The organism is Marinobacter sp. UBA2688 (assembly GCF_002352785.1).
Classification (GTDB): domain Bacteria; phylum Pseudomonadota; class Gammaproteobacteria; order Pseudomonadales; family Oleiphilaceae; genus Marinobacter; species Marinobacter salarius.
In genome coordinates this window covers 70,465-95,942 of the sequence record NZ_DELU01000007.1, presented here as the reverse complement: position 1 = coordinate 95,942, position 25,478 = coordinate 70,465, and the positions used below count along the sequence as shown (strand labels likewise).

The window sequence follows — 25,478 nt, the reverse complement described above, 5'->3', positions numbered from 1 at the left end:
ACACCAATAATCAGAGCAGCGACTCAGAACAACAATGGAGTAGCCTTCCAATGACAAGAAAAACACATCAATGGCAGCAGTGGACCAAGTTGCCGCTGGCCGTAGCGGTTGCAGCCGGAGTATCCGGGCAGGCAGCTGCCTATTCATTTTACGTGGGGGATGTGGAAGCCTCTTTCAATACGACGCTGTCGGCGGGCATTGGCTGGCGTACCGAGTCACAGGACCGAAGGTTGATTGCCCAGGGTAACTTGGGGCCACAGTTTGCAAACACCACTGTTGGTGCGTCCACCAACAACTATGATGACGGTAACCTCAACTTCGAGAAAGGGGATACCTACTCCAAAATCGTCAAAGGCAACAGCGAGCTGTTCCTGAACTACAACGTAGACAGCGACACGCTGACTCGCGTTGGTGGTTTTGTTCGTGGTCGGTACTGGTATGACTTCGAACTGAAAGATGAGAACCGGGCCGTGGATCCCGTCGGTCAGCGCCGTGAACTGAACGACGAAGCCAAAGATAATGCCTCTGGCGGTGAAATCCTTGACGCCTACGTATTCTCGGACTGGTACTTTGGTAATGTTCCGGTCAGTCTCCGATACGGCAAGCAGGTGTTGAGCTGGGGTGAAAGCACGTTCATCCAGGGCGGTATCAATACCATTAACCCGGTCGACGTACCTGCTTTCCGGGCACCAGGCTCCGAACTAAAAGACGCGCTGTTGCCTGTTGAAATGTTCTACGCCTCGGCGGGTATTACGGAAAACGTGACTGTTGAAGCGTTTGTGCAAGCTGACTGGGAGCCGGTTCGCCCAGATGATTGCGGCACATTCTTCTCGACAAACGACTTTGCCGCTGACGGCTGTGGCCCGGTTTTGTTGGCCGGTCAGTTGCCTGATTCCCAAGCGGCGGCGCAGGGGTTCATTGCTCCTCGTCTGGCGGACCGTGAGGCGGATTCCAAGGACCAGTTTGGTGTCGCGCTGCGCTGGTATGTGCCAGCCCTGAACGACTCAGAGCTTGGTTTCTACTACATCAAGTACAACAGCCGTCTGCCGTATGTCAGTGGCTTGGTGAGCAACCCGTCTTCACCTAGCGGCAGTCAGCAAAATGATCCGAGCAAACCGAACTCCACGTTTCCGAGCTACTTTATTGAGTATCCTGAAAACATCAATCTCTATGGTATCAGTATCAACACCACGACCCCAGGTGGTTGGTCTCTGGGGGCTGAATATAGCTTCCGTGACAACGTGCCTCTGCAGTGGAATGCTTTCGAACTGATATATGGCGGTCTTCAGAAGAGAGGGCCAAATGATGAAATATTGAGCCTTCTGGAGCGGCAGCGTCTTGAAGAAGCCAATGGCGGAAACTTGGCCGGTACGGCTGTGGACGGTTACGATCGTTTTAATGTCTCCCAGGCTCAGTTCACGCTGATTAAGTTCTTTGATCAGGTCATGGGGGCAAGTCGCCTCTCCCTGATCACTGAATTTGGTGCTACCTACGTTCACGATCTTCCGGACGAAGATGAAGCCCGTTACGGTCGCTCGGGTACGTTCGGTGTAGGTACTATTCCGTCGAGCGTTGGTGATCTCTGTGAAGGTGCTGGTGGGAATCCGCCAGAGAATATCAACGTCAGCTACTGCAACAACGAGGGCTTTACGACTTCCTTCTCCTGGGGCTACCGCACGCGCCTGGTTTGGGACTACCCGAACGCAATCGCTGGTATCAACCTGTCGCCGCAGTTGGCCTGGAGCCATGACGTTCAGGGTTATGCGCCGCAGCCTGGTGGTAACTTCAACGAAGGCAACAAGGCTATCGGCCTGTCACTTCAGGGTGTATACCAAAACCGTATAACCGGTAATATCGGTTACACAAACTTTTTCGGTGGCAAGCCGTATAACGAGTTGACCGACCGTGATTTCGTGAGTGCGAGCGTTTCCTACTCATTCTGATTCGGCCTGAATTCGTTTAACGAGGTAATTTAAATGAAACTGAACAAGAAGCTACTGGCCACTGGCATTCTGTCCGCAACGTTGATTGCGGGTAACGCCTTTGGCGCGGTTTCCGCACAGGAAGCGGCCAAGCTCGGTGACTCGCTTACGCCAATGGGTGCTGAGAAGGCGGGTAACGGGGGCGCTATTCCGGCCTGGGATGGAGGTCTGACGACACCTCCTGCCGGGTACAAAAACGATGGTATCTACGTGAACCCGTTCCCGAACGAGGAGCCAAAGTTCACTATCAACCAGAGCAACGTTGACCAGTATGCGGAGAACCTGTCCCCGGGGCAGGTCGCAATGATCAAGCGTTATGACGAATACGTGATGCCGGTATACGAGACACACCGTTCCGCTGCATACCCGGAACAGGTCATGAAGGATACCGTTGACAACGCCACGAGTGTGGAATTGATCAAGAATGGTAATGGCCTGGGTAACTACCAGACGGCTACGCCATTCCCGATTCCACGGAATGGCCTGGAAGTTATCTGGAACCACATCACCCGCTATCGCGGTGGTTCCGTTCAACGCAACGTAGGGCAGGTGACTCCGACAGAAGACGGCGCCTTCAGCGTTGTGAAATTCCAGGACGAACTGACGTGGAAAACCTATCTGGAAGACTATGAGGCGGGGCAGGACCCGAACGTACTGTTCTACTTCAAGCAGGCCATCACCGCCCCGGCCCGCCTTGCTGGTAACGTACTGCTGGTTCACGAAACCATCGACCAGGTTGAGGAACCGCGTCGCGCATGGGTATACAACGCCGGTCAGCGTCGTGTACGCCGCGCCCCGCAGGTTGCCTATGACGGCCCGGGTACCGCTGCGGACGGCATGCGTACCTCCGACAACTTTGATATGTTCAACGGCGCGCCTGACCGTTACAACTGGGAGCTGGTTGGCAAGAAGGAAATGTACATTCCGTACAACTCCTACAAGCTGGTCGACCGAAGCCTGGACTATGACGAAATCATCAAGGCCGGCCATATCAACCGGAATCTGACCCGCTATGAGCTGCACCGTGTCTGGCACGTGCGTGCCACACTGAAGGACGGTGAGCGTCATATCTACGCCCAGCGTGACTTCTATATCGATGAAGACTCCTGGCAGGCGGCAGTAATCGATCATTACGATGGTCGTGGAGAACTGTGGCGTGTGGCAGAAGCGCACAGCATGCAGTTCTATGATCAGATCGTTCCCTGGTACGCCATTGAAACCCTGTACGACCTGCTGTCTGGACGGTATCTGGTTCTGGGTTTGACCAACGAAGAATCCAACCCTTACGAGTTTGGGGTTGATCGCATGTCACGTGACTACACACCCGCTGCTCTGCGTCGTGCAGGTACGCGGTAAGTCACCGTTATCCGGGAGCAATCCCGGCTGACTGGAAAGCGGTGGACCCTTGGGTCCGCCGCTTTTTTGTTAAAGTCCTTGAATTTCCTCGAATGTTGGGAATTTGCCGGTATTTCGTTCTCTTCCCGTCAAATTTTTGCAGCCTACCCCCGATTTGGTTTAACCTCTCCCTACTAATACTAAAGGCGTACCCGATGCAGGGCGCCGCAGCAACGACAAAGCAGAGATCACATTTGCCGGATAAGGGCCCATCGGGCTCATAGATTCCGGGCTTTCAACGGGGCAAAGAGTGAAACCATTCGATGATGGCCGTGCGGCCAACGATGAGTTCCAGTCAACATTAGGCGGTACTCATCGTGGCGAGTTGATCAGGGATTTGTTGCGCCAGCGAGTACGGATGCCGGAGCCCGTTCCGAATTACCTCAAAAGGCCAGCGCTAACCGAAAAACTGACCGCGGCAATAACACCGGGCTCGGTTCTGTTGCTTGAGGCGCCTTCCGGTTATGGCAAAACTCATGCCCTGAGTGCGGCGTTCCGTGAAACCTCCCGTAGCCCCGACACCCTCCGATGGCTGGCTTTGACCGGGCAGGAAAATGATGCCGGGCGACTGTTGGCCTTGCTTGAAATCGCGTTGACACCGCCCGGTGCCACCTCGCGACCGTCAGGGCAACAGAAAGCTTCCAGCAATACGGATGCGCTTGCCCTACTATTGTCCGATGCTCACTGGAGCGACTCGGACCGCGACAGTGTGCTCGTGATTGATAACGTTGGCACCGTCGCCAATCCGGCAGCCATCGCCTTGCTTCAGCAGCTGGTTGAGAACATCCCTTCTGGTCTGGCGCTGGTGATGGTGTCCAGAAAGCCGCTGCCATTTGAGACCCACACATTCGAACTGGAAGGCCGATTCAATAGAATCGGCGCGGATTCCCTTGAACTGACACGGCTGGAAACGTTCGAGTTCTTCTGCGCTGCGATCGACCGTAATCAACTGACCACGGTTGCTGTGGAGCATCTGTTTTCGTTGACTGAGGGATGGATTACGCCTTTGGGGTTGTACCAGCGGGAACTGGACTCCGCGCCGGAATCCCGATTGCCGATACAGGAAACCTTCAGTGTTGAGCGTTTTCTCAGGGATGCTGTGCTGATTCATTTAACGCCTGGTCAACAGCGTTCTCTGAGAATCATGGCGGAAATGGAGATCGTCTCGGACGAACTGTTCCTGTCATTGGCTGATGCTGGGTGTGATCATGCCTTTCGACCCTCTGCGGCTTCGGAAAGCGGTATCCCGCTGCGTCCATTGCCGGGGCGTGGGCGCTGGTTCCGCCTGAACCCTTTGCTGCACGACTGGTTACAGACACCGGCCCTCGATGAGTCGCAGGAGCGTGCCCTGAAAGCCAGCCGCTGGTTTAGTGACCGTCATCAGTTTCCCGAGGCGCTGCGTTATGCGCTGGTCAGCGGCAGTCTTGAGGAATCGGTCCGGATAGCCTCTGAAGGCTCAGAGGCTTTGTTGATTGGCCAGGATACCGCGTCTTTGCTTCGGCTTCGCCGGTCGTTGCCGTCGGGGCTGCTGGAGAAAAGCGCGCGTCTGAAGATTGTCTACGGTTGGGTCCATGCCATCGGTGGTCAGTTCAGGCAGGCAAGAATGTTGATCAACGATCTCGATAATGGCGAGCGTCCCGAACTTGCTGGCCGGGTCGATGCGCTCAGGGCCTTTATTCTCCGCGGCGAGGGCAGTGTTGATGAGGCCCTGATGGTCGCAGACAGAGCCCTGCAGGCGGAGGAGTTGTCTACTCAGGGCCAGCTGGTGACGCAGCTGGTTCGTTCCAGTGCGCTATGCGCCGCTGGCAGGTTTGGCGATGCCCGGGAGGCCAATCGCATTGCCGCAAGGCTGGCTCGAGAGGCTGGAGACGCTGGTTCGGAAGTTCTGGCAGTCTATGCCCACGCACGGATCGAGCTTGGCAAGGGGTCGTTGAAACACGCAGAGCAACTGCTGCGCACTGGTCTGGATACCGCCATGAACGAGTCATCGCGGCCCGCACGTGTTGGCGAAACACGCCTACAGCTAAATCTGGTGATGGTGCTTTGGCACCAGGGACGACAGGCGGAAGCAGACCGGCTGTTGGTGACCTGTGTTCGCCATGCTGAGCAAACCCGCGATCTTGGGTTGCTGCTGGCCATGGCGCTGAGGGTGTTGATTTGCCGTACCCAGAATCGGATGGACGATGCGTTTGCCTGGATTGGTCGTGCCGAGCGAACCATGCAGTCGTGGCAGGTCGACGAGTCCGTCTATGTGCCTGTGCTTGAGGCTCTGAAAATCAGCGGCTGGCTGGCTCTGGGTCAGACGGACACGGCGGCACAGGCTATGGAACGGCTCAAGCCATGGCGGGAGGTGAATTGCGTGCCGGAAATGTTCCCAATGATGCCTGGCATGCTGCAATGCCTGCAGGCGAGGATCGAACTGGCGCGGGGTGATGACATCAAGGCTGCTGAAACCGTCCGGAACATTCGGGACAACGGCGGGGAGACATTGCCTTTCGGTTTGGACTTATATTCCAGGCTGCTGGAAAGTGTCCTTAGCTGGCGCCAGAAAGGCCCTGCTGCTGCCCAGAAAATACTGACCGCCACTATAGCCATGGCAGGAGAGGAGCACTACATCAGCCCCTTCGCGGAGCTGAGGGGAGAGCTTCAGGAGCTGCTTGAGAAAACCTGGCCCCAACTGCCGGATACACCATTTGTCGGCGCAATAGGAAGGCTGTACGGCCTCACCGACATGAAAGAGCATGCGTCTCTGGCTGAGCCCATCAGCGACCGGGAGCAGGGGGTGCTTGAGCTGATTGCCCAGGGGTTGTCGAACCAGGACATTGCTGACCGCCTTCACATCTCCTTGCACACGGTCAAAACCCATGCTCGTCGTATCAACGCCAAGCTTGAGGTGAAGTCACGCACGCAGGCCATCGTCCGTGCCCGCGAATTAGGGCTGCTGTAGCGGCGCGCTACAGCCCAGCACTCAGGCTGAACGCTTCAGTTCGTCTATAAGCGCATCCTTTTCTTCCCATACCTGGCTTACCCAACGCTGGAAGTCCGCCCGTGTTTCACGGTTGTTTTCGTAGTCCATGCCCAGGAAACGGTGTGGAATTTCCCGCGTTCGAATATCAACCACAATCCGTTGGATTCGCCCGCACAGGTAATCCCAGATGCCGGATTTGCCGTCCGGATACACGATGGTCACATCCAGCATGGTGTGCAGGGACTCGCCCATGGCTTCCAGTACAAAGGCCGTACCGCCTGCGCGAGGCCTCAGCAGGTGTTTGTGGGGCGAATTCTGACTCTGGTGTTTGGCCGGTGTGAGCCGTGTACCTTCCATGAAGTTGAAAATGGTCACCGGTGTATACCGGAACTTCTCACAGGCGGCTCGAGTGGCTTCCACGTCCTTGCCCTTCAATTCCGGACGCCGGGCTATCTGCTCTTTGGTGTGGCGCTGCATGAAGGGGAAGTCCAGCGCCCACCAGGCCACGCCCAGTAAAGGTACCCAGATCAATTGTTGTTTGAGGAAAAACTTCAGTAGCGGGATGCGGCTGTTCAATACGTGTTGGATGGCCGGAATATCGGCCCAGCTCTGATGGTTGCAGGTGACGAAGTACCAGTGTTCGCGGCTCAGGCCCTCAGCGCCGCGGACATCCCACTTGATGTTGTGAAGCACGTCAGCCAGCACATTGTTGAAGCCAATCCAGAACCACGCGATGCGGTTCAGAACGATGGTGCAGCCTTTGCGAACCGAAGGCGTCGGAACCAGCAACTTGATTACCGCAAACACCATCAGGATCGGGAATAGCCAAAGGGTGTTAAGAACAATACAAAGCACTGCGAGCACACCTTTGACGGGTGCGGGCAAGAACCTGGACATTGATCGATGTCTCCGGAATTCGAATTCACTCGGTTATGTGATGGTGGATTCAGTCTTCGCTACTGGTTTCGTCAGCGGTGGTAGCCCCAGGCAGGAGTGCCTTCTCCTGCTTTGCCGCAGCCAACTCAAGGAGCTCTTGGGAATTGGCTCCCCGAACAATGGCCTGGAAGTCTTCATCGTAATAGTCGAGGTTGTTGTGGCGGATCATGCTTCTAATTTCCTCCACATAGTCTTCACCGCGTTCGGAATACCCCAGCAAACCGGCAGCAAGGCTCGGGCCACTGGCGATATCATCACGATTGCGGGCTTTCAGGCGGATGTCCCTGAGCAACTGGTAGGTTGGATGGCGATTCAGGTTCTGGATGTAAGAGCGCACGGACAGATAAGGCGAAGAGAAGCTCGCCACTTCATGACTGGCACCCTCAACGCGTCCCCGGGGTACCAGACCGCAGCCCTGCGAGAAGCACCATTGTCCGAACAGGTTGTTGCCTCTACGTGCAAAACGGGAGGTGCCCCAGGCGGATTCATTGGCGGCCTGAGCCAGCACCAGCGAGGGCGGAATCACATCGAGGCGGTTTCGCAGGCGTCGGAACATGGTTTCGCTGCCGGGTTCTTCATCCACCCTCAGCCGCTCGGCCTGGTTCTTCAGCCAGGTCAGTTCCGATTTACTGAGTTCGTCCTTGCCGGCCAGGCTGTCGAGATAATCGCGCTCGATCAGAATACGGGAGTTTGCCAGCACGATACGTGGGTACAGGAACGAGAAAAACGCGGCTTTTTTCTCGGTGGTATCACGGTAGGCAGAGAAATCCGGCAAGTCCGCTCGTGACCAGCCAGGGAGTGAAGGCAGTTTGGCCAGGGCGACATCCGAGTCCTCGGCGTCGCGGTCGTGGTCTGGGTCAGGAGTGTGCAGTATGCCCCACAAACCAAAAACCATCAGCGGAACTATCAACCACAGTGCCCGGATACCAGAAGACATAAAACCTCTCGTTACAATCGATATGACAGCAATTATAACAGGTTATACGCCAACGTCGCCCGGGTGGTTTGCTCCCCGCTATTCTGGCAGGCGTGTCGCCATGAGCAACCCCAGTACCTCTTCCTGGCCCTCTGTCTGCCTGAGTTGCAGGAAAAACTGATCCTGATCGCTGGTGAAAAAGCCGTCCAGCGTCAGGCTGCCCGCACTAAACGTTGTAGCCCCGGTGTTGCTGGCCGTGTACGCCAGGGATACCGTTCCGGGTGACTGTGCCTGTGGAGTGGAGACAGATTCGGCATTGACTTGATGGACAACCTCGAGCGTCCGGCCCTCCAGACGGGCGCTGCCGGAAGATTCAATCACCAGCAGGGCGTTATCGAAATGCATCAGCCGGTTGCTGACCTGCTCCATTCCCAACCCCACGCCCTGAAGGCGGTAGCGCCCCTGGCTGGGTGGAGAGGCATTGGCCTGCTCGGCAGCCACCAGAATTCCATCACCAATAGCGTTGGTGTCCAGGTTGAAAGCCATCAGGGAACCGTTCGGCGTTGATGCGCCGACGGCGATATCCGGTTTCTCATCCAGGCCGGAGGCACTGTCGCGGTCCAGATTCAGGCGCCCGTTACTGACGATACGGTTTCCGCTGTTTGGGTCATACACCCGCGACTGACGCTCACTGATGACCCAGTTGGCATCCCGCTGGCTGGGGTTGTCCGCCGGCACGGAAACAGTGACATTCCCCGTGTTGTCCCTGCGCAGGGTGGTGGTCGCCATGGTCTGGGTGACGGATGGGCCGCTGATCTGCCAGACCCCAACGCCGGACTCCACCACAAAGGGCTGGCTCTCATCGCCCATGCGGGTGGACAGGTAAGCCACGTTGTAGTTGCGGCCATCCAGTTTCTGACGCTCGAATCCTTCTTTCCTTAGCAGGTTCAGTTCAAACACGGACAGGTAATGATCTTCCAGCGTGCGCTCGCGCTTCAGCTCGCCGCTTTCCGAGCGCAATTCAATGGCTTTCCCGGCACTGAAATACCCACTAATGACTCTATCGGGCTGCTCGGTGCCGCCACCGACGTACGCGTTCATGAAATAGGGGTTGCGGGTCCAGCCGATAATCCGGGAGCTACCACGGCCGGTGATGCTCTGGTAAAGGGCTCGACCGGCCAGCAGACGAATCTCGTCCTCCACCGTCGCGGCACCGGGTGAGGAAGAGTGGGTGTTCAGGTCCCAGGCCGGGCGGTTGAAGAATTCATTACCATCGGCGTGTATCAGGGCTCGACGGTCATAGGGGATGTCGCTGGCCAGGGAGGTGACCCGAATGTTGAAGGCGTCGAGGGAGGTTAACGTCATGCCCGGGTAAACATAGCCGGTACCGTTCTGGTCGGTTGTGGTTTCCTCGCGGGCGATCCTTACGCCCCATTGGCCGGAGCCGGCAATGCTGGATTCAAGAAATGTTTGCCCCAATTCGACGCCCCAGAACACTGAATGGTAATTCGCGGCGCTGGCTTCTATCTTGCCGGAGGAGCTTTCCCCCAATAGTGCATAATCGGCCATCGCGTCGACATACCGGGCAAAATCTCCCCGTTGCTCAAGCAGGGCGAGTGCTCCGTCGACATCCAGATTGCCGGGGATGTCGATCTCAAAATCATGGACCTGATCGGCGAGCGTGGGCCAGACGTACTTGTTCAAACACAGTGAGCCATTGACGTCGTTCACGCAGTCCATGATCTGGGAGAACTCGCCGGAGCTGTAGCGATCCAGCGAGTTCGCCACGAGGTACTCCGAGAACGGGTTCACTTTCACGTCCCGGTCCTCATCGGCTGCGAGTGACCGCATGCGGCTGTTGCCGTAAGTGGCTTCGATCACGACATTGGGGCCTATCGGTCGTCCGTTTTCAAAACGGATGACGGTTCGCCCGCTGTCTTCCCGGCGGGACCGGATCTCTACGGAGCCGAGCTCGCGGAGAGTCTGATCGGTCTGGTAAACCCGAATGGTGTCGGGCTCTACAATCCTCAGGTTGCGGCGGGTCAACTCACCACCTGGTGCAACGGATTCCGGCACCTCCATGGTAATCCGCACTTCATCTTTGGCCAGGCCGGACGCATTGTTGGAATCACCGGTTGAGCCGGGCGTGAAGTCGTCGATCGCGTTTTTCGTCGGCGGGAAGCTGTTTCCCCGGCCTGCCACGTCGTCGTTCGCGTCGCCGCTACCGCCACAGCCGATGATCAGTGTGGCAGTGGAAAGGGTGAAAACAGCGGTGAAGGCCCGTGCAGCTAAGTGAAACATAGGGTTGTCCATGCCAGATAAAACGTTCCAGGAGCGTGAGCCAGAAGTCTATCAAGTTGGCAAGGCACAAAGAGTGAGGAAGGGCACGAAATGGGGAGTGGTAACCCCGCCCTGATAGTGGCGGGCAGGGTTATCCTGCGGGATCAGGACCTGATCAGAAGAAGATCTTCATACCGGCCATGACGCCTTCATCCAGGTTCAGGTCACCACGACCGTCAAAGTCGGTATTCAGGTAGCGGTAACCGGCAAATAACTCGGCGTTGCGGATAACACGGTAGCTGCCGCGAAGCTCAAGGCTGGTGAGGTCATCGGAATCGCCAAAGGCAAGGATGCTGGGCGCGTAGTGAAGCCCGCCGGTGAACGACAGACCTGGTGCGTTGGGTACGTTTACGGTGGCAAAGCCGCCGAGAGCCACGGCGCCGCCGTCCAGCCGATCATCATCCCATCCGAAGGCGCGAACACCAATGCCCGCTGTGGTGGGCAGGTTGCCAATGGCCGTGCGGCCCTGGGCGTGGAAATCCACGTTGCCGATGTGACGGCTGCCTTCGTGATAGGTATAGCCGGTGCCGACCTGGATGTCGGAATTGGTGCCGAAGAAGTTGACCTGGCCCTTGACCGAGTCGTTGGTCAGGCTCAGGTCCACATCGGAGGCGTATACAGGTGCTGCCGCAAGTGACAGAACGATAAGGGGAATTCGGGACGCTTTCATTCTTCGACCTTCTTAATGTTTGAATGTAACCGCCGGAATGTTAACGGTCCGGCCCAAGTGGCTCAACTTAAAACGGGTTAAGGGCGGGTTAATGCGGGCGATCAATGGGTGGTTGTGTCGCCGCCCTGATCCAGATCGTCGGGGGATGCATTTTCTGCGGGAACACGATATTCCTCATTGGCCCAGGCGCCCAGATCAATCAGTTTACAGCGTTCGGAGCAGAAAGGGCGAAACGGGTTATTCTCATTCCATTCCGCGGACTTTTTACAGGTGGGACATTCTACGTTCATGGTGGCCTTGTGTCGGGTATTCAGGTGGATGCGGAGGATTGGCAGTATTGTTCCAGAACCGCCCGCAACATTTCAATATTGACCGGCTTGGCAACAAACGAGTCCATGCCTGCCTCGCGGCAGCGCTCTTCATCCTTTTCCATAGCGCTTGCAGTCAGCGCCACCACAGGTACCCGATTACGGTTGTGGTCCTTCTCCCATTGGCGCAGGCGGCGAGTGGCCTCGAAACCATCCACCCGGGGCATCACACAATCCATGAAAATCAAATCAAAGGGGTGCCATTGCCAGAGACTGGAGGCGGCTTCGCCGTCATTCGCCGTCATCACATCACAGCCCAACTTTTCCAGCAGCCGGCGGGTGAGGGTGCGGTTGACCGGGTTATCTTCCACCAACAGAACTTTCATGCGGCCGCAGGGTAATTCCTGGCGGCGGGTATTGTCACTGACGGCTTGCAGGGAAAACCGGGTCAGGAAGCGACGTTCGTTACGGACGGAATCCGAAAACAGTTGGTGCAGGATAGGGGTCAGGCACGATTCCCGCAGGGACTTGCTCAGGAAGGCATCGGCGCCGGCCTGTCGGAAGTGCTCTGCATCCCCCCGCTGGGGGTTGGACGACAGAATCAATAGCCGTGTATGGCCCCATTCAGGGTTGCTACGGATCTGTCGGCACAACAGGTCACTGTCCATATCCGGTACAAACCCGTCCAGCACCAAGGCATCAAAGGGCTTGTGGTTGTCCGAGGCCAACCGCAATGAGGTCAGTGCCTCGCCGGCGGATTTCACTGCTTCGATATCCAACTCGTGGCGCGAAAGCATTTCCAGGGTAATCTTGCGGGACAGTTCATAGGAGTCCACCACCAGAATGTGCCGCCCGCGGATCATGCTGGTATCCGGTCGACCGCGGGCGGCGCTCTCTGGCGCAACCTGCAGGCTGAGCTCCATCCAGAAGGTGGAGCCCTCGCCGGGTTTACTCTCAAGGTCCAGTGAGCCGTCCATCAACTGAACCAGCTGGCGACAAATGGTCAGGCCCAGGCCTGCACCCGGCAATTGTCGCTGGAAACGCTGACCGAGCTGAACGTAGGGCTCGTACACCAGCGGTATATCCTCGGGGTTGATCCCCACGCCCGTGTCTTCAACCGCCACCCGAAGTCGTACGTTGTTATCCCGCCGACCCAGCACCTCGATGCTGATCAGCACGTGCCCGGAGTCGGTAAACTTGATGGCGTTTGATGTCATGTTGAGCAGAATCTGCCTCAGCCGTACCGGATCCCCTTTCAGGGCCCAGGGCAGGTTCTCGTCAATTCGCAGTTCCAGCGCCAGACCCTTTTCCCGAGCCCGTGCACCCAGCATATGCACCAGATCATTCAAGGTGTCGCGAAGGTCAAAGGGAATGTCATCCAGCACCAGCTTGCCGGCTTCCATACTGGAGATGTCCAGCAGGTCATTGATAATGGCCGACAATCCCTCCGAAGCGTTGAGCAGGGTGTGGACATATTCCCGCTGGTCCTGATCGAGGGGGGTATCTGACAGGAGATTGGCGTAGCCCAGCACCGATTGCAGCGGAATGCGCAACTCATGGCTGACGTTGGCCAGGAACTGATTCTTGGCATGGTTTGCCCGCACGGCTTGATCTCGTTCATCCTGGGATTGGATGGAGGTCTGGCGCAGGGAGCGGGTGTCTTCCAGCAGCTGCAGGCGCATGGTGTTCAGCGCCTGTTCCAGCTCACTCAGTTCGTCACCCCGCTTTGGGGGCTTGCGGCGGAGCCTCAGCGGTTCAATCAATGCGTCCAGGTTAAGCCGGGCGGCGTAGTCGGCAATCGATTCCAGATGACGGGAAAGGGTGAGCCGAACAATGACCAGAAGCCCGAGAGTGCCCAGCATCACGATCATCGACTGGAACAGCAGTGTGAGCAATGCCCGGTCCATCAACTCGTTGTAGACGGTTTCCACAGACGACGTCACAGTCAAGGTGCCCATGGCTTCCGGGCTATTGAAGGACGCGCGATTGAACACCAGGGGGAAGGATTGGCTGATCACCCGGCCATCCGGATAGGTACCCGTGTTGAACTCCTCGCCAGCGGCTGTGATCACCCGGGCATGCTGGATAACCGGAATGGCGCGCATGTCATCCAGGCTGTTGGCAACCTCGCTATAGTTCATCAACCAGAGGTTGTTGCTCATACTGCCGGCAACCAGTTCCGCAGCGCGTTCCTGGGTGCTGCGCAACTCTTCGGTTCTGCGCTCAAACTCGCCAATCATCTGAACGCCGGTGGCAGCCAGCGACAGGATCAGGCTGAACAACAGAACATATACCAGCAGCCTGGCAGCCAGTGGCCGTACACCTATTCGTCTGAATAACCGGATCGGAGGCAAGGCACGCATTCCCTGTGTCGAAAAATCAACCGATCTGCAGTTTAACAGACCGTTAGCACTTCGACACGTTCCTGTGATTCATCATGGACAAAGCGGAAGCGCACGTTCAGATCGTACAAATGCGCTCCGTATATCCGTTCTTCATCCCGGCCACGCCGGAACGATGGGCGAGGGTCGTAGCTCACCACATCTTCTATCAAGTCTCGGAAATCCGGATACTGATCCGCTGGCAAGGCTGCGAGCTGTTGGTCAGCCTCATTCAGGAACACTACCGGTAGACGATCGGTCGGTGCGGACTCCGCCCAACCCAGGGTGGCTTCCGGGACTGAATCTGCAAATGGCAGATAGGGCTTGATGTCCAGGATGGGGGTGCCGTCGATAAGATCGTGGTCCCCAATCCGCAACACCAGGCGACCGCCCGCGTCCCGCGTCAGTCCTTCGTTTCTCACGACTGACAGCCCCAGACTGTTGGGGCGGAAAGGTGACCGGCTGGCGAACACACCTATCTTTTTGTTGCCTCCCAGCCGGGGTGGCCGAACCACCGGCCGCCATTCCGCCCGTACCGCCTCATGGAACTGGAACGTCAGCCACAGGTGACTGGCCGTCTCCAACCCTCGGAACGCATCCTCGCGATCGAAGGGCGATTGGATGATCAGGTCAGCGTGGGCAAAGCGGGTCAGTCCTGGTTGTCGGGGTACACCAAACTTGTCCCGGAAGCAGGAGCGGGTAATGGCGATGGGGGTCAGCGTCAAGGCATCAACGGCGGGGCGGGAGGGATGTCGGCTCATAGACACTAGCGCCCAAAGGCTGCCAGGAACGTCTGGTGTAACTGTTCAACCTGACGCTCAACATCCATCATAGCCAGGTTGTTGTCCACCACGTCATCGGCTTTCTGGAGTCGCTTCTCACGGGCCATCTGGGCGGCAATGATTCGCTCTACCTGTGCTCTGTCGTCGGTGTCCCTGGCCATGGTTCTTTTGATCTGCACATCGACCGGCACATCCACCACGACGATTTTATCGACCAGTTCATGCTGGTCGGTTTCCAACAACAAAGGCGACACCAGAAGCACATAGGGTAGGGAATAGTTATCCGGACGCAGTTGCCGCATCAGCTCCTCACGGATCACCGGGTGCAACAGCTCCTCGAGCCAAGCGCGCTCCTCCGGCGCATCGAATACGATTCTCCTCAGCGCCGCACGGTCCAGGCTGCCATCCGGCAGCAGGATCTCTTGCCCAAAATGCTCCGCAATCTTTTCAAGGGCAGGTGTGCCGGGTTCGACGACTTCGCGGGCAACATCATCCGCATCCACCCAGTGCACACCCAGTGCTCCGAACAGCCGTGCAACCGTGGATTTGCCAGAACCGATTCCGCCGGTAAGGCCTACGACTGCCATTCAGACCCCCAGATAGGCATACCACGCCGCCTGAATTTCCGAACCAAACCAAAGGCACAGCAAACCCGCTGCCGCCAAATAGGGCCCGAACGGAATTGGCACTTCGCGGCCGTGCTTGCGGAACACCATCAAACTAATCCCCACAACGGCACCGACCAAAGACGACAACAAAATCACCGCCGGCAGCAATTCCCAGCCCAGCCAGGCGCCCAGCGCCGCCAATAACTTGAAATCGCCGTGGCCCATGCCCTCCTTGCCGGTTACCAACTTGAACAGCCAGTACACCGACCACAGCGACAGATAGCCTGCCACCGCGCCCCAGAAGGCACTGCTGAAATCCGTCAGCACGCCGAAGTAATTCAGGATTAGCCCCAGCCACATGAGGGGCAGCGTCATGCTGTCTGGCAGCAGCTGGGTGTCGAAATCGATTACCGTCAGCGCGATCAGCACCCAAACCAGCAACAGCGACCAAAGCGCAGCTTCAGACGGCCCCATGACCAGAATGGTCACCACCGAAAACAGCGCGGTAATTGCCTCAATGATTGGGTATCGCGGTGAAATGCCGGCTTTGCATGATGCGCATTTGCCGCCCAAAACCAGGTAGCTGATGACCGGGACGTTTTCCCAGGCGCGAATCCCGTGACCGCAGGAAGGGCAGGTGGAGGCAGGTTTGGAGAGCGTAATCGGCTCATCGTTCTTGCGCTGATCGTCTGATAGCTCCAGGAACTCTTCGCATTGGCAGCGCCAGTCCTGCTGCATCATCTTCGGCAGGCGAAGGATCACCACATTCAGGAAGCTACCGATGCAGAGGGAGAAGAAAATGACTGCGGTATAGAGAAGCCAGGGCGTGGCGAGGAACGTATCAACGGAAATCATCAAAACTCTCAATCTGTGCCATTAAAGCCCCCCTCCCATTGCGGAAGAGGGGTGGGGAGAGGGGTTGGTGAAAGGAAGGGCGTGATCAGCCAACCACCTGACCCATCTGGAAGATCGGCAGGTACATAGCGATGATCAAGCCGCCTACGAGTACGCCCAGTACCGCCATGATGATCGGCTCCAGCAGGGCTGTGAGGTTGTCGACCATGTCATCCACCACCGCTTCGTAATGGACGGCGACTTTCTCCAGCATTTCATCCAGGTTACCGGATTCTTCACCAATGGCAGTCAATTGCACTGCCATAACCGGGAACACATCCTGTTGGCGCATGGTGGCCTGTAATTGGGTACCGCTCGAAACATCGTTTTTTATTCGCTGGATAGCATCCCGATAAACGGCGTTGCCGGTCGCGCCGGCAACGGAGTCGAGCGCATCAACGAGCGGAACACCAGCCGCAAAGGTCGTGGAAAGTACGCGCCCAAACTTGGCAACGGCCGACTTGTCCAGGATTTCGCCCACAACGGGCAGTTTCAGCACATATTTATCGACGAGATCGGAGAATTTCTGAGATCGTCGAATAGCTTCCTTGAATAGAAAGATAGTTCCGACAATGCCGAGTAAAACCACAAACCACCAAGTCTGAAGCCATTCCGACAACCGGACCACCATCTGCGTAAATACTGGCAGGTCTGCACCAAAGCCCTTAAACAAGCTTTCGAACTGGGGTACCACTTTTACCAGCAGGATGGCCGTCACAATGATAGCAACGACGACGATAGCGGCTGGGTAGGTCATGGCTTTTTTGACTTTCTTCTTGAGGATCTCTGTTTTCTCAAGATAGGTCGCGATGCGATCCAGCATGCTCTCCAGAGCGCCCGCCTTTTCGCCAGAGTCCACGAGGTTGCAGTACAGATCATCAAAGTGCCTGGGGTACTTTTTCAGTGCGCCTGCAAAGCTCGTACCCGAAGAAATATCGTTACGGATGTTGGTAACCAACTCCTGAAGACCCCTGTTCTCAAGGCCGTCAGCCACAATATCGAAACTCTGAACCAGTGGCACGCCAGCCTTCATCATGGTGGCGAGCTGGCGGGTAAGCATGGCGATGTCGAAAGGCGTGATCTTTTTGCTGCCGCCAAACAGGGGTTTTGGTTTCTTTTTCACCTTGTCTGGAATAATGCCCTGCTTACGCAACTGGGCCTTCACCAAAGCCAGGTTGGTGCCAGACACCTCGCCCTTGGTTTTGTTGCCCTTGCGGTCTTTGCCTTCCCAGACGAACGCCTGAAGTTTCTCTGCTTTCTCTGCCATGCTTAATCCTTCGTCACGCGGTTGGCTTCCTCAAGACTGGTCACGCCCTCAATGACTTTTTTGAGGGCAGACTGCCGCAAGTTCGGGAAGCCTTCGGCCTGTGCCTGCTTTGCAATTTTAATCGAACTGGCTTCTTCCATAATCATGTTCGCCAGCTCGTCGGTAATCTTGACCACCTCGTAAATCCCGACGCGGCCTTTATATCCACCATTGCATTTATCACAGCCCTTGGGACGGTACAACGTGAACCCTGTATCAATTTGTTCCTGTGTGAACCCCTCCGCTAAAAGCACGTCTTTGGGGATGTCGGCAGGTTGTCTACAAGAGTTACAAAGCCGACGGCCCAGTCGCTGGGCAATGATCAGGCTGACCGACGTGGCGATGTTGAAGGAGGGGACGCCCATGTTCATCATGCGCGTGAGCGTTTCCGCAGCGCTGTTGGTGTGCAGGGTCGAGAGCACCAGGTGCCCTGTTTGCGCCGCTTTGATAGCGATGTTCGCCGTTTCCAGGTCGCGAATCTCACCAACCATGATGATGTCCGGGTCCTGACGCAGGAAGGCTCTCAATGCCTCCGCAAAGCCGAGGCCCACCCTGGTATTGACGTTGACCTGGTTGATGCCTTCCAGGTTGATTTCCGCAGGGTCTTCGGCTGTGGAAATGTTTCTTTCGGGTGTGTTCAGTATGTTCAGGCCGGTATAAAGGGAAACCGTCTTGCCTGAGCCGGTGGGGCCCGTCACCAGTATCATCCCCTGGGGCTGCTCAAGGGCGTCCAGGTACAGTTGTTTCTGTTCTTCCTCATAACCCAGGACATCGATGCCGAGCTTCGCCTGACTTGGGTCGAGAATCCGCAGAACGATCTTTTCTCCCCAAAGTGTCGGCAGGGTATTGACCCGGAAATCGATGGCCTTGGTCTTGGACAGCTTCATCTTGATCCGGCCGTCCTGGGGGACCCGGCGCTCCGAGATATCCAGCTGCGCCATGATTTTTACCCGGGCAGAAATCTTGGGGGCCAACTTGATGGAGGGCCGCGACATTTCTTTCAGAATGCCGTCGGTGCGGTATCGAACCCGATAGGTTTTCTCATAGGGTTCAAAGTGAACGTCCGAGGCTCCCCCGCGAATGGCGTCAAGAAGCATCTTGTTCACGTACTTTACGATGGGGGCATCGTCGACATCGCTCGTCGCGACAACGGCATCGTCTTCCTGGTCACTGCCTTCGGTTTCAACGCCTTCAAGGTCGGCGTCATCCAGATCACCCATCGACGTATCGTGGGACTCGAGATACTTGTCGATGGCTTCCCGGAGCTTGGCGTCGTCAACCAGGATGGCGTCTGTGCTCAGGCCGGTATTAAACTTGATCTCGTCCAACGCCTGAATGTTGGTCGGGTCGGAGACCGCAATGAACAGCCGGTTCCCACGCTTATAGAGCGGCAAGGCGTTGTGTTTTCGTATCAGTTTTTCATCTACGACCTTATCGGGCATCATCTCCGGCATAAAGGCGTTGAGATCCAGAACCGAAACGCCGAACTCCATCGCAGCGGAGAAGGCGAGCCCTCCGCTGTTCGCCAGGTTGTTCTGTACCAGGTAGGTAATGAGTGGGATGCGGTTGTGGGATGCTTGAAGAAAGGCATCTTTCGCAGTGGATTCATCAATAAGCCCGTCGTCGACGAAACGTCTCGCCAAGCCTGTAAGCGTTACATTGCTTTTATTGGTAGACATAAATTGTGTAAAAAACGCAGCCTAAGTGTCTGAAACGGATGTTGGTCTAATGGAGTGAGTTTAGATGGCTGGCAACGGTTTGGAAAGGTGTGCGCTCAATGAAGTGGTCTCCATGTCTTGAAAGCTCGACGCACAGGGGTGCGTCATCTGACAATAATTGTCACCCAGTGACGCATGAGGGCATCGACTAGACCGCATTTGTCTGCGTGATAGATTTCACAATGTTTTATAAAGTGCTGATAATAGGGGATTTGTCGGCGGTTGATTTTAGTTGGCACGAGCAATGCTTAACAACACCAGGCTCTAGATACCGGTCACGGGGTGCGACTCCGCCGGGGCCCGGGCCGTATCGAGTGGATTAACGACAAACACAGAGGTCGACTAATGAAGAATATTCAAATGAACCACGCCCAGAAGGGTTTCACACTGATCGAACTGATGATCGTAGTTGCGATCATCGGTATCCTGGCTGCTGTTGCTATTCCTCAGTATCAGGACTACACCGCCCGCTCACAGGTTTCGCGGGTTGTTGGTGAAATCAACGCTCTGAAATCCAGCGCTGAAAGCATTTTTAACAGCGGCGGTGAAGTTGTTGCGACTGCGGACAACCTGGGTGCTGACCCGCGTCAAATCAACATCGGTTGGACCGGCTCTAACCTGGTTGACGATACCTACGGTGATGCTGCAGGTCTTGATGTGGAAAATGGCGGCCTGCCGAACATGACTTGGTCTGTGCGTTTGGGTGAAGACGCTTCCGGCTCTGTTCGTGGCGTTGTAATCACTATTAGTCGCAGCCTTGCCGGTGCATACTCTTGCTCCATGACTGGCGGTACTGCTGCACAGGGTTGGAAGGACTCTTACGCTCCTGCTAGCTGTGAACACTCTTAATACTAGCTTTAACTGGCCGACCTCTCGAAGGTTGGCTGGTTAAGAAGTTCAAAAGCCCCGCCGCTCGGTGGGGTTTTACTATTCTGATTAATAGTGATTCTGAGGATGTCTTGTGGCGAAGAAGGCAGGCGGCACTCATGAAGATCCTTTGATGCTTGGTCATTCCAGTCTTTTTCTTCATCTCTTTCTGTTTCCTGTTTTTCTGTGCGTTATTCTCGTTTCTCTGTTCATCGATTTCCTTCCGGTCTATTTTGGCAACTTTGCTGACCAACGTTTTTTCCAGGTATTTCTTCTTGTCTTTGTGACGTTTTTTGTTTCGTTCATACCCGCTCGGAGTTCAACGCGACGATTATGGGGTGATAACTGGCCCGCGTTTGTCGTTGCTGCAGGCTTTCTCCTTTTGGCAGTTCCTTTTGTTGCCAGCGAGTATCGCTGGGTCGAGCCGGGAATGTACGGCTTTTTCTTTCTGGCGTTTCCCATTATGGGTTGGAAGATTCGTGAAAGGGGGTGTGCAGAAAGAGCTGCCGTTGCGTTGGTTGGTGTGATTCTGGTTGGTTGCTTCTTCTACGCGGCGATGACTCTCACAGCCTACGCGTTTGCCATTACTGACAGTTTTTCGAACCTTGTTGACGTCATTCCCTGGGGGTTCGTCAATATGCGTTATTGGGGGCACCTTGCTACGTGGTTTCTGCCGTTGTTTCCGTTGGCACTGCTGTATGGACCACTCACGAATCGCTCGCTTTGGCAAGTGGGCGTCTATTTCACGGCAGGTATCTGGTGGTGGGTGATGTTCCTCACGACGTCGAGGGGCTCGATGGTCAGTCTGGTTCTTGCCGCATTGATAGTTATGGTCCTTTTCGGCCGGATGGCAATTCCCTGGCTAGCCGCTTCATTGCGATTCGTTTTGCTAGGTGGGCTTCTGTGGTGTCTGCTTTCCTGGGCTATTCCAGAGCTGGTTTTCGAGAAAACCATGATTCGTGGTCTGCATTCCGGTGGTTCAGGGCGTCTGCCGCTTTGGGTTGAAGCATGGGAAATGAGTTTGCAGAACTTCCCGTGGGGAATGGGAGCGCAGTCATGGCTCACTCACACCACTCTTACCAGTAACTATTTGGCTGCGCGGACTCTTGGGCATCCGCACAACATGTATCTGATGTGGGCGGCAGAGTATGGCTGGGCGTTGATAAGTTTGGTCGCTGTTCTCATTTGCGTGACGGTGAAAAGGCTTATTTCGCCGCGCAAACTGATGGGGTCGGGCATGCAGGGGGCAGCCTCTTTGATGGTCACTTTTACTGCCTCATGTGTAGCGGGTCTTGCTCACGCTGGAGTTTCTGCAGTCTTTCTTGTTCCTGCCACAATGTCTGTAGCCTTGCTGGTGCTGGCTATTTTTTGGGCTTTATCGTTACCAATGGTCACGACTGATTCGGACTCGAAGATTATTAGCGGGGAGGTAAAACGTTGGGTCCGCCCGAGTATGCTGCTTGCACCTTTCGTCTTATTTTTTGGCATTTTGTGGATACAGGAGGTTTGGCGCTATCACGAAGCGATGACGGAGGACTTGAGGGTTTATGTTGAAAGCCAGAATGCTCCTCTTTTGCCGCGCTTCTGGCTACATGGATTTTTCCCGCGCCCAATACCTGGTGAGGTTGGTCCGGGTTTTGCTGAATAAGGTATGTCTCGATTTCTGGAATACGTAATATGATTGGAAAAAACAGCGGATTTACCTTGATTGAGCTCATGATTGTTGTGGCGATCGTCGGCATTATTGCGGCAATTGCCATACCAAGCTACCAGGGATATGTTATGCAGTCTCAGGTAAATCAAGCGCTTGGAGAGTTGTCGGCTTACAAAACTGCTGTAGAGGAACGCTTGTCCCAGAGCGGAGCATTGGTTAATTCTGATATTGGTTATTCCCCCTCACCGTTAACAACGGGTACAGCCGCTATCGATATCGCTGTGCTGAATCCTGACGGTTCTGGTCACATTGAGGTGACCATGGGGGGCAATGCGCACGGGAGTCTGACAGGTGTCGTTTTAAGGCTGGAGCGCTCCGTTACGGGGAGTTGGAGCTGTATTGTCGACACAAGTGGCGCCCCTGGATGGAGTGACCGCTATAGTCCGTCAGGCTGTGCAGTCATTTAAGTCTTGGCCGCTTCAAACTAGCACCTGACTTCGGTGCCCCAACCAAGAAGTCTTACAGATTTGCTTTCTATTGACGTTGCTCGCAACTGCTTCTCCGTGGGTGTGGGTGACGTATAGACTTTATGCAGATCGAGAGAGTTATTATCAGCTAATACCCCTCCACCCCAGTATTTCCCTCGAACCTTCAATGAAAGGTTCCTCCGCATTAGTTTTGATGTGTTGCGTCACTATCGCCCATAATAGCGCAAACGTAATTGACCTGACGCAGGAAGCCGACCCTCATGCACTACAGTTCCATCCTCCCCGATGTCCTAAAAATCGCAGACGCCGCCAGCGAAAAGGTGCTCAGCATCTACATGACGGACTTCAAGGTCGATTTTAAGGCGGACGAGTCGCCGATTACCGCGGCAGACGTCGCCAGCCATCGGGTGATTGTGGCAGGCCTGCGGAGCCTCAGCCACGATATCCCCGTGCTTTCAGAAGAGGGTGCAGAGATCCCCTGGAGCGAGCGCAAACAGTGGCGACGATTCTGGCTGATTGACCCGATTGATGGCACCAAGGACTTTACTCAGCGCACCGGTGAATTCACCGTTAACATCGCATTGATCGAAAACGGCGAACCCATTCTCGGTGTGGTCACAGCACCAGCTTTAAAGGAAGCCTACTGGGGCCTGAAAGGCGAGGGTGCCTACAAGCGGGACCGCACCGGCCGCACGAGACGGATCAGTGTGGTCGAGCCCGGCGAAACAAAACGTGTTGTGGCCAGCAAGAACCACCTGAACGACGAAACCAAAGCCTTTATTGACAAGCTTGGCGCGCATGAGCTGGTACAGGCCGGCAGTTCCCTCAAATTCTGCAAAATCGCCGAAGGCCATGCAGACATTTACCCAAGGCTGGGGCCAACGTGTGAGTGGGATACTGGTGCCGCCCACGCGGTCCTGTCTGCCGCCGGGGGCAAAGTGGAAACAACGGACGGTGCGCCCCTGCAGTATGGCAAAGAAGACGTGCTCAATCCTCACTTCATTGCCGCCGGCAACTGGTACAAATGACCTGGTACGCACTACAACACAAACCCAGCCAGGGTGACCGCGCCCTGACTCATCTGCAAAATCAGGACATCGCCTGCTTCTACCCGAAAATCACAGTGGAGAAGATCAAGGCTGGCAAGCGCACCAAAAAGCTGGAGCCGCTGTTTCCCGGCTACCTGTTCGTGAACCTGGAGCAAACCGACCCCATGTGGGCCAAGCTACGCTCCACGCGCGGCATCCTGCGGATCGTCAGCTTTGCCAATAAACCAGCCGCCATCCCGGATGACGTCATCAAACATATAAAAGACAGCCTGCACACAGTGGCAGAGCAGGGTGGCATCAAGCCCGGTCAGGCCGTGGATCTGGAAGATGGACCATTCAAGGGCATCAGCGCCATCTTTCAGGCCTACGATGGCGAAGAACGCGCCATTGTTCTGATCAGCTTTATGCAGAAGGAACAAATGGTTAAAGTCTCCTTGTCGACTATTCGGTCCCGAGGATTGGATGAGTAAAACGTAATCAGGCAATTTCGACCTAACATCCATGCATTCACTACACTTTAACGAAACTTAACAACTTAGCAGCGGCTGAGGCCCTGTGTCCGCACTTTTGTCACTTGCGTGTCATATAGGATGCCGTAAAATCGTCACGCTTTTGACATAGAAGCTTCATCAACCGACAGGGATACAGTTGGGATTCAGTTGTTCCCGCCGTGTTGTTCGTTCTCTCCTGTCTTTTTTCAGAAAGTTGTCGGTATATGACCTCAAAACACTGGACCCTGGTCGGTGGGGCGGTAGCGTGCCTGATCACCTCTATGTATTCCTCCATAGTCGTCGCAGCCCCCTGGATTGAGCCCGGTGACAACCGTGCCCGTTTTGCCCTCCAGAAACTGGCAGACAGAGGCCACCTGGACCGCACCACCTCCACCTGGCCGGTGATGATGGGCACCGTGCACAGCGGCCTCGGCCGGGAAACCGGTAGCGACGCCCCCGCCATTGGCGGCCCGTTGGCCTACCTGAAGTTCGAGATGGACGAGCAGGGCAAGCAGGGCTGGCGAGCAGAATACGAGCTGGGCGCCACCAATGAACCGACCTTTGTGAGAGGCTTCCAGGCCGGCCCCCGTGAAACAGCTGAAACCAGTCTCAACGTGCAATGGCAGGGCGAATCTTGGGCGTTCGGTTTGAAGCCAGCCTTTGCAGCCAATCCAGAAGATGATGAAGCCCTGCGCCTGGACGGCTCCTACCTGGCAGCTACCGCCGGCAACTGGGTATTCGGTGCAGGCGCCATCGATCGCTGGTGGGGCCCGGGTTGGCAAAGCAGTCTGATCCTGTCCAACAATGCCCGCCCCATGCCCGCCGTATGGCTCAACCGTAAAGACGCCAGTGAGCCGGAAACCAGCTGGTTGAAATGGATCGGCCCCTGGCAGTTCACCACCTTTGCTGGCCAACTGGAAAGCGAGCGGGCGGTTCCCGAGGCCAAGATGATTGGTATGCGCCTGACCGTAAGGCCTGTCGAGGGCCTGGATATCGGCTTTTCAAGGGCTATCATGTTCGGGGGTGAAGACCGGCCTGAAGGCGCCTCTACGATATGGAATGCCCTGATCGGCCGCGATAATGGCCAACTGGAAGAGAACGACCCCGGCAATCAATTGGCCAGTATTGATGCCCGCTACGGTTTTTCCATCGGCGATCAGACCATGGGCGCCTACGGCCAGATGATGGGCGAAGATGAGGCCGGCGCCTTCCCGGCCCGCAAATCCTGGCTGCTGGGTGCGGATTGGACCACTCAATTGTTAGAGAGTGACCAGCAATGGTTTGTAGAGTACTCCAACACGTTGGCCGATGACTTTCTGGGTAATGCCATGCCCAACATCACTTACAACCATTCTCGCTACCAAAGCGGTTACCGCCACAAAGGTCGCAGCATGGCCTCCACTTTTGATGGCGATGCCGAAACCCTGACGATTGGTGCGTTCAACTTCTTTCCAGATGGCCGTAACCTGTCGGCGTCTGTAAGCTATCTGGATCTCAATAAAGATGGCCAGAACCGTGCGATTGCAACTGACGACGACATATTCTATACCGTCCCGGATGGCAACCAAACGGCCGCTATGGTATCCGTGGGTTACGGCACACAATTTCTCAATGGCTGGCTGGACCTCACGGCCCAGGCCGCCGACAAAAAGATTGAACTTCTGGGGGGCGAAAAAGACCAATGGTCTGTCGGCGCCGCCTGGCGTTACCGCTTCTAAAAAACGG

General features: G+C 55.9%; 20 protein-coding genes. 9 read left to right on the top strand and 11 right to left on the bottom strand.

The features are described from left to right. The first annotated feature begins 50 nt into the window (after positions 1-50). From B3M52_RS01795 to B3M52_RS01785, 3 genes are all read left to right on the top strand, one after another. Complete coding sequence (locus tag B3M52_RS01795) at positions 51-1,943, top strand: DUF1302 domain-containing protein (RefSeq protein WP_126812049.1); 1,893 nt, start codon at positions 51-53, stop codon at positions 1,941-1,943. A 33-nt stretch (positions 1,944-1,976) separates the two neighbouring features. Continuing rightward, the gene (locus tag B3M52_RS01790; protein ID WP_286748599.1) at positions 1,977-3,338 is read left to right on the top strand and encodes a DUF1329 domain-containing protein; all 1,362 of its coding nucleotides are present in this window, start codon (positions 1,977-1,979) and stop codon (positions 3,336-3,338) included. A gap of 289 nt (positions 3,339-3,627) precedes the next feature. Next, entirely contained in the window at positions 3,628-6,324 is a 2,697-nt protein-coding gene (locus B3M52_RS01785; RefSeq protein ID WP_286748596.1) for a LuxR C-terminal-related transcriptional regulator, read from the top strand. 21 nt (positions 6,325-6,345) lie between these two features. Here the strand turns inward: B3M52_RS01785 and B3M52_RS01780 are convergent, their stop codons facing one another. The 11 genes from B3M52_RS01780 to pilB form a co-directional block, all read right to left on the bottom strand. Next, entirely contained in the window at positions 6,346-7,242 is an 897-nt protein-coding gene (locus B3M52_RS01780) for an acyltransferase (protein WP_075196496.1), read from the bottom strand. 49 nt (positions 7,243-7,291) lie between these two features. After that, complete coding sequence (locus B3M52_RS01775) at positions 7,292-8,218, bottom strand: glucosaminidase domain-containing protein (protein ID WP_075196495.1); 927 nt, start codon at positions 8,216-8,218, stop codon at positions 7,292-7,294. A 78-nt stretch (positions 8,219-8,296) separates the two neighbouring features. Continuing rightward, the gene (locus B3M52_RS01770) at positions 8,297-10,498 is read right to left on the bottom strand and encodes a hypothetical protein (protein WP_075196494.1); all 2,202 of its coding nucleotides are present in this window, start codon (positions 10,496-10,498) and stop codon (positions 8,297-8,299) included. A gap of 154 nt (positions 10,499-10,652) precedes the next feature. Beyond that, positions 10,653-11,207, bottom strand: a complete 555-nt coding sequence (locus tag B3M52_RS01765) for a YfaZ family outer membrane protein (protein ID WP_075196493.1) — start codon at positions 11,205-11,207, stop codon at positions 10,653-10,655. 101 nt (positions 11,208-11,308) lie between these two features. Next, on the bottom strand, positions 11,309-11,497 hold the full coding sequence (yacG, locus tag B3M52_RS01760) for a DNA gyrase inhibitor YacG (RefSeq protein WP_036209919.1): 189 nt from the start codon (positions 11,495-11,497) through the stop codon (positions 11,309-11,311). Between the two features lie 20 nt (positions 11,498-11,517). Next, entirely contained in the window at positions 11,518-13,878 is a 2,361-nt protein-coding gene (locus B3M52_RS01755; protein ID WP_371915667.1) for a hybrid sensor histidine kinase/response regulator, read from the bottom strand. Positions 13,879-13,910: 32 nt separating this feature from the next. Continuing rightward, on the bottom strand, positions 13,911-14,657 hold the full coding sequence (tsaA, locus tag B3M52_RS01750; RefSeq protein WP_036209925.1) for a tRNA (N6-threonylcarbamoyladenosine(37)-N6)-methyltransferase TrmO: 747 nt from the start codon (positions 14,655-14,657) through the stop codon (positions 13,911-13,913). A 5-nt stretch (positions 14,658-14,662) separates the two neighbouring features. Further along, on the bottom strand, positions 14,663-15,265 hold the full coding sequence (coaE, locus tag B3M52_RS01745) for a dephospho-CoA kinase (protein WP_075196492.1): 603 nt from the start codon (positions 15,263-15,265) through the stop codon (positions 14,663-14,665). After that, positions 15,266-16,141: a prepilin peptidase gene (locus B3M52_RS01740; RefSeq protein WP_075196491.1), complete on the bottom strand. Its 876-nt coding sequence runs from the start codon at positions 16,139-16,141 to the stop codon at positions 15,266-15,268. Between the two features lie 85 nt (positions 16,142-16,226). Next, positions 16,227-17,447, bottom strand: coding sequence for a type II secretion system F family protein (locus tag B3M52_RS01735; RefSeq protein WP_126812063.1), 1,221 nt, complete (start codon positions 17,445-17,447; stop codon positions 16,227-16,229). 2 nt (positions 17,448-17,449) lie between these two features. Next, complete coding sequence (gene pilB / locus B3M52_RS01730) at positions 17,450-19,165, bottom strand: type IV-A pilus assembly ATPase PilB (RefSeq protein ID WP_273064373.1); 1,716 nt, start codon at positions 19,163-19,165, stop codon at positions 17,450-17,452. Positions 19,166-19,549: 384 nt separating this feature from the next. Between pilB and B3M52_RS01725 the strand changes: the two genes are divergently transcribed. From B3M52_RS01725 to B3M52_RS01700, 6 genes are all read left to right on the top strand, one after another. Continuing rightward, entirely contained in the window at positions 19,550-20,053 is a 504-nt protein-coding gene (locus tag B3M52_RS01725) for a pilin (RefSeq protein ID WP_201296223.1), read from the top strand. A 112-nt stretch (positions 20,054-20,165) separates the two neighbouring features. After that, positions 20,166-21,719 (top strand): O-antigen ligase family protein, encoded by a 1,554-nt coding sequence (locus B3M52_RS01720; RefSeq protein WP_151982639.1) that lies wholly within the window; start codon positions 20,166-20,168, stop codon positions 21,717-21,719. 29 nt (positions 21,720-21,748) lie between these two features. Continuing rightward, entirely contained in the window at positions 21,749-22,192 is a 444-nt protein-coding gene (locus tag B3M52_RS01715; protein WP_075196486.1) for a pilin, read from the top strand. 281 nt (positions 22,193-22,473) lie between these two features. Continuing rightward, entirely contained in the window at positions 22,474-23,241 is a 768-nt protein-coding gene (cysQ, locus tag B3M52_RS01710) for a 3'(2'),5'-bisphosphate nucleotidase CysQ (protein ID WP_286748588.1), read from the top strand. Next, the gene (gene rfaH, locus B3M52_RS01705) at positions 23,238-23,732 is read left to right on the top strand and encodes a transcription/translation regulatory transformer protein RfaH (protein WP_286748587.1); all 495 of its coding nucleotides are present in this window, start codon (positions 23,238-23,240) and stop codon (positions 23,730-23,732) included. Before cysQ ends, rfaH begins: the two co-directional genes overlap by 4 nt. 245 nt (positions 23,733-23,977) lie before the next feature. Then, a complete protein-coding gene (locus tag B3M52_RS01700; RefSeq protein ID WP_286748586.1) occupies positions 23,978-25,471 on the top strand; it encodes a capsule assembly Wzi family protein in 1,494 nt (497 codons plus the stop codon). Positions 25,472-25,478: the final 7 nt, after the last annotated feature.

Bases quoted from the DNA above. Each gene is read 5' to 3' on its own strand.
- B3M52_RS01725 (WP_201296223.1), top strand. From the start codon at position 19,550: ATGAAGAATATTCAAATGAACCACGCCCAGAAGGGTTTCACACTGATC.
- B3M52_RS01765 (WP_075196493.1), bottom strand. From the start codon at position 11,207: ATGAAAGCGTCCCGAATTCCCCTTATCGTTCTGTCACTTGCGGCAGCA.
- B3M52_RS01780 (WP_075196496.1), bottom strand. From the start codon at position 7,242: ATGTCCAGGTTCTTGCCCGCACCCGTCAAAGGTGTGCTCGCAGTGCTT.
- B3M52_RS01795 (WP_126812049.1), top strand. From the start codon at position 51: ATGACAAGAAAAACACATCAATGGCAGCAGTGGACCAAGTTGCCGCTG.
- coaE (WP_075196492.1), bottom strand. From the start codon at position 15,265: ATGGCAGTCGTAGGCCTTACCGGCGGAATCGGTTCTGGCAAATCCACG.
- pilB (WP_273064373.1), bottom strand. From the start codon at position 19,165: ATGTCTACCAATAAAAGCAATGTAACGCTTACAGGCTTGGCGAGACGT.
- B3M52_RS01755 (WP_371915667.1), bottom strand. From the start codon at position 13,878: ATGCGTGCCTTGCCTCCGATCCGGTTATTCAGACGAATAGGTGTACGG.
- yacG (WP_036209919.1), bottom strand. From the start codon at position 11,497: ATGAACGTAGAATGTCCCACCTGTAAAAAGTCCGCGGAATGGAATGAG.
- tsaA (WP_036209925.1), bottom strand. From the start codon at position 14,657: ATGAGCCGACATCCCTCCCGCCCCGCCGTTGATGCCTTGACGCTGACC.
- B3M52_RS01790 (WP_286748599.1), top strand. From the start codon at position 1,977: ATGAAACTGAACAAGAAGCTACTGGCCACTGGCATTCTGTCCGCAACG.
- B3M52_RS01740 (WP_075196491.1), bottom strand. From the start codon at position 16,141: ATGATTTCCGTTGATACGTTCCTCGCCACGCCCTGGCTTCTCTATACC.
- B3M52_RS01775 (WP_075196495.1), bottom strand. From the start codon at position 8,218: ATGTCTTCTGGTATCCGGGCACTGTGGTTGATAGTTCCGCTGATGGTT.
- B3M52_RS01700 (WP_286748586.1), top strand. From the start codon at position 23,978: ATGACCTCAAAACACTGGACCCTGGTCGGTGGGGCGGTAGCGTGCCTG.
- B3M52_RS01735 (WP_126812063.1), bottom strand. From the start codon at position 17,447: ATGGCAGAGAAAGCAGAGAAACTTCAGGCGTTCGTCTGGGAAGGCAAA.
- cysQ (WP_286748588.1), top strand. From the start codon at position 22,474: ATGCACTACAGTTCCATCCTCCCCGATGTCCTAAAAATCGCAGACGCC.
- B3M52_RS01770 (WP_075196494.1), bottom strand. From the start codon at position 10,498: ATGTTTCACTTAGCTGCACGGGCCTTCACCGCTGTTTTCACCCTTTCC.
- B3M52_RS01715 (WP_075196486.1), top strand. From the start codon at position 21,749: ATGATTGGAAAAAACAGCGGATTTACCTTGATTGAGCTCATGATTGTT.
- rfaH (WP_286748587.1), top strand. From the start codon at position 23,238: ATGACCTGGTACGCACTACAACACAAACCCAGCCAGGGTGACCGCGCC.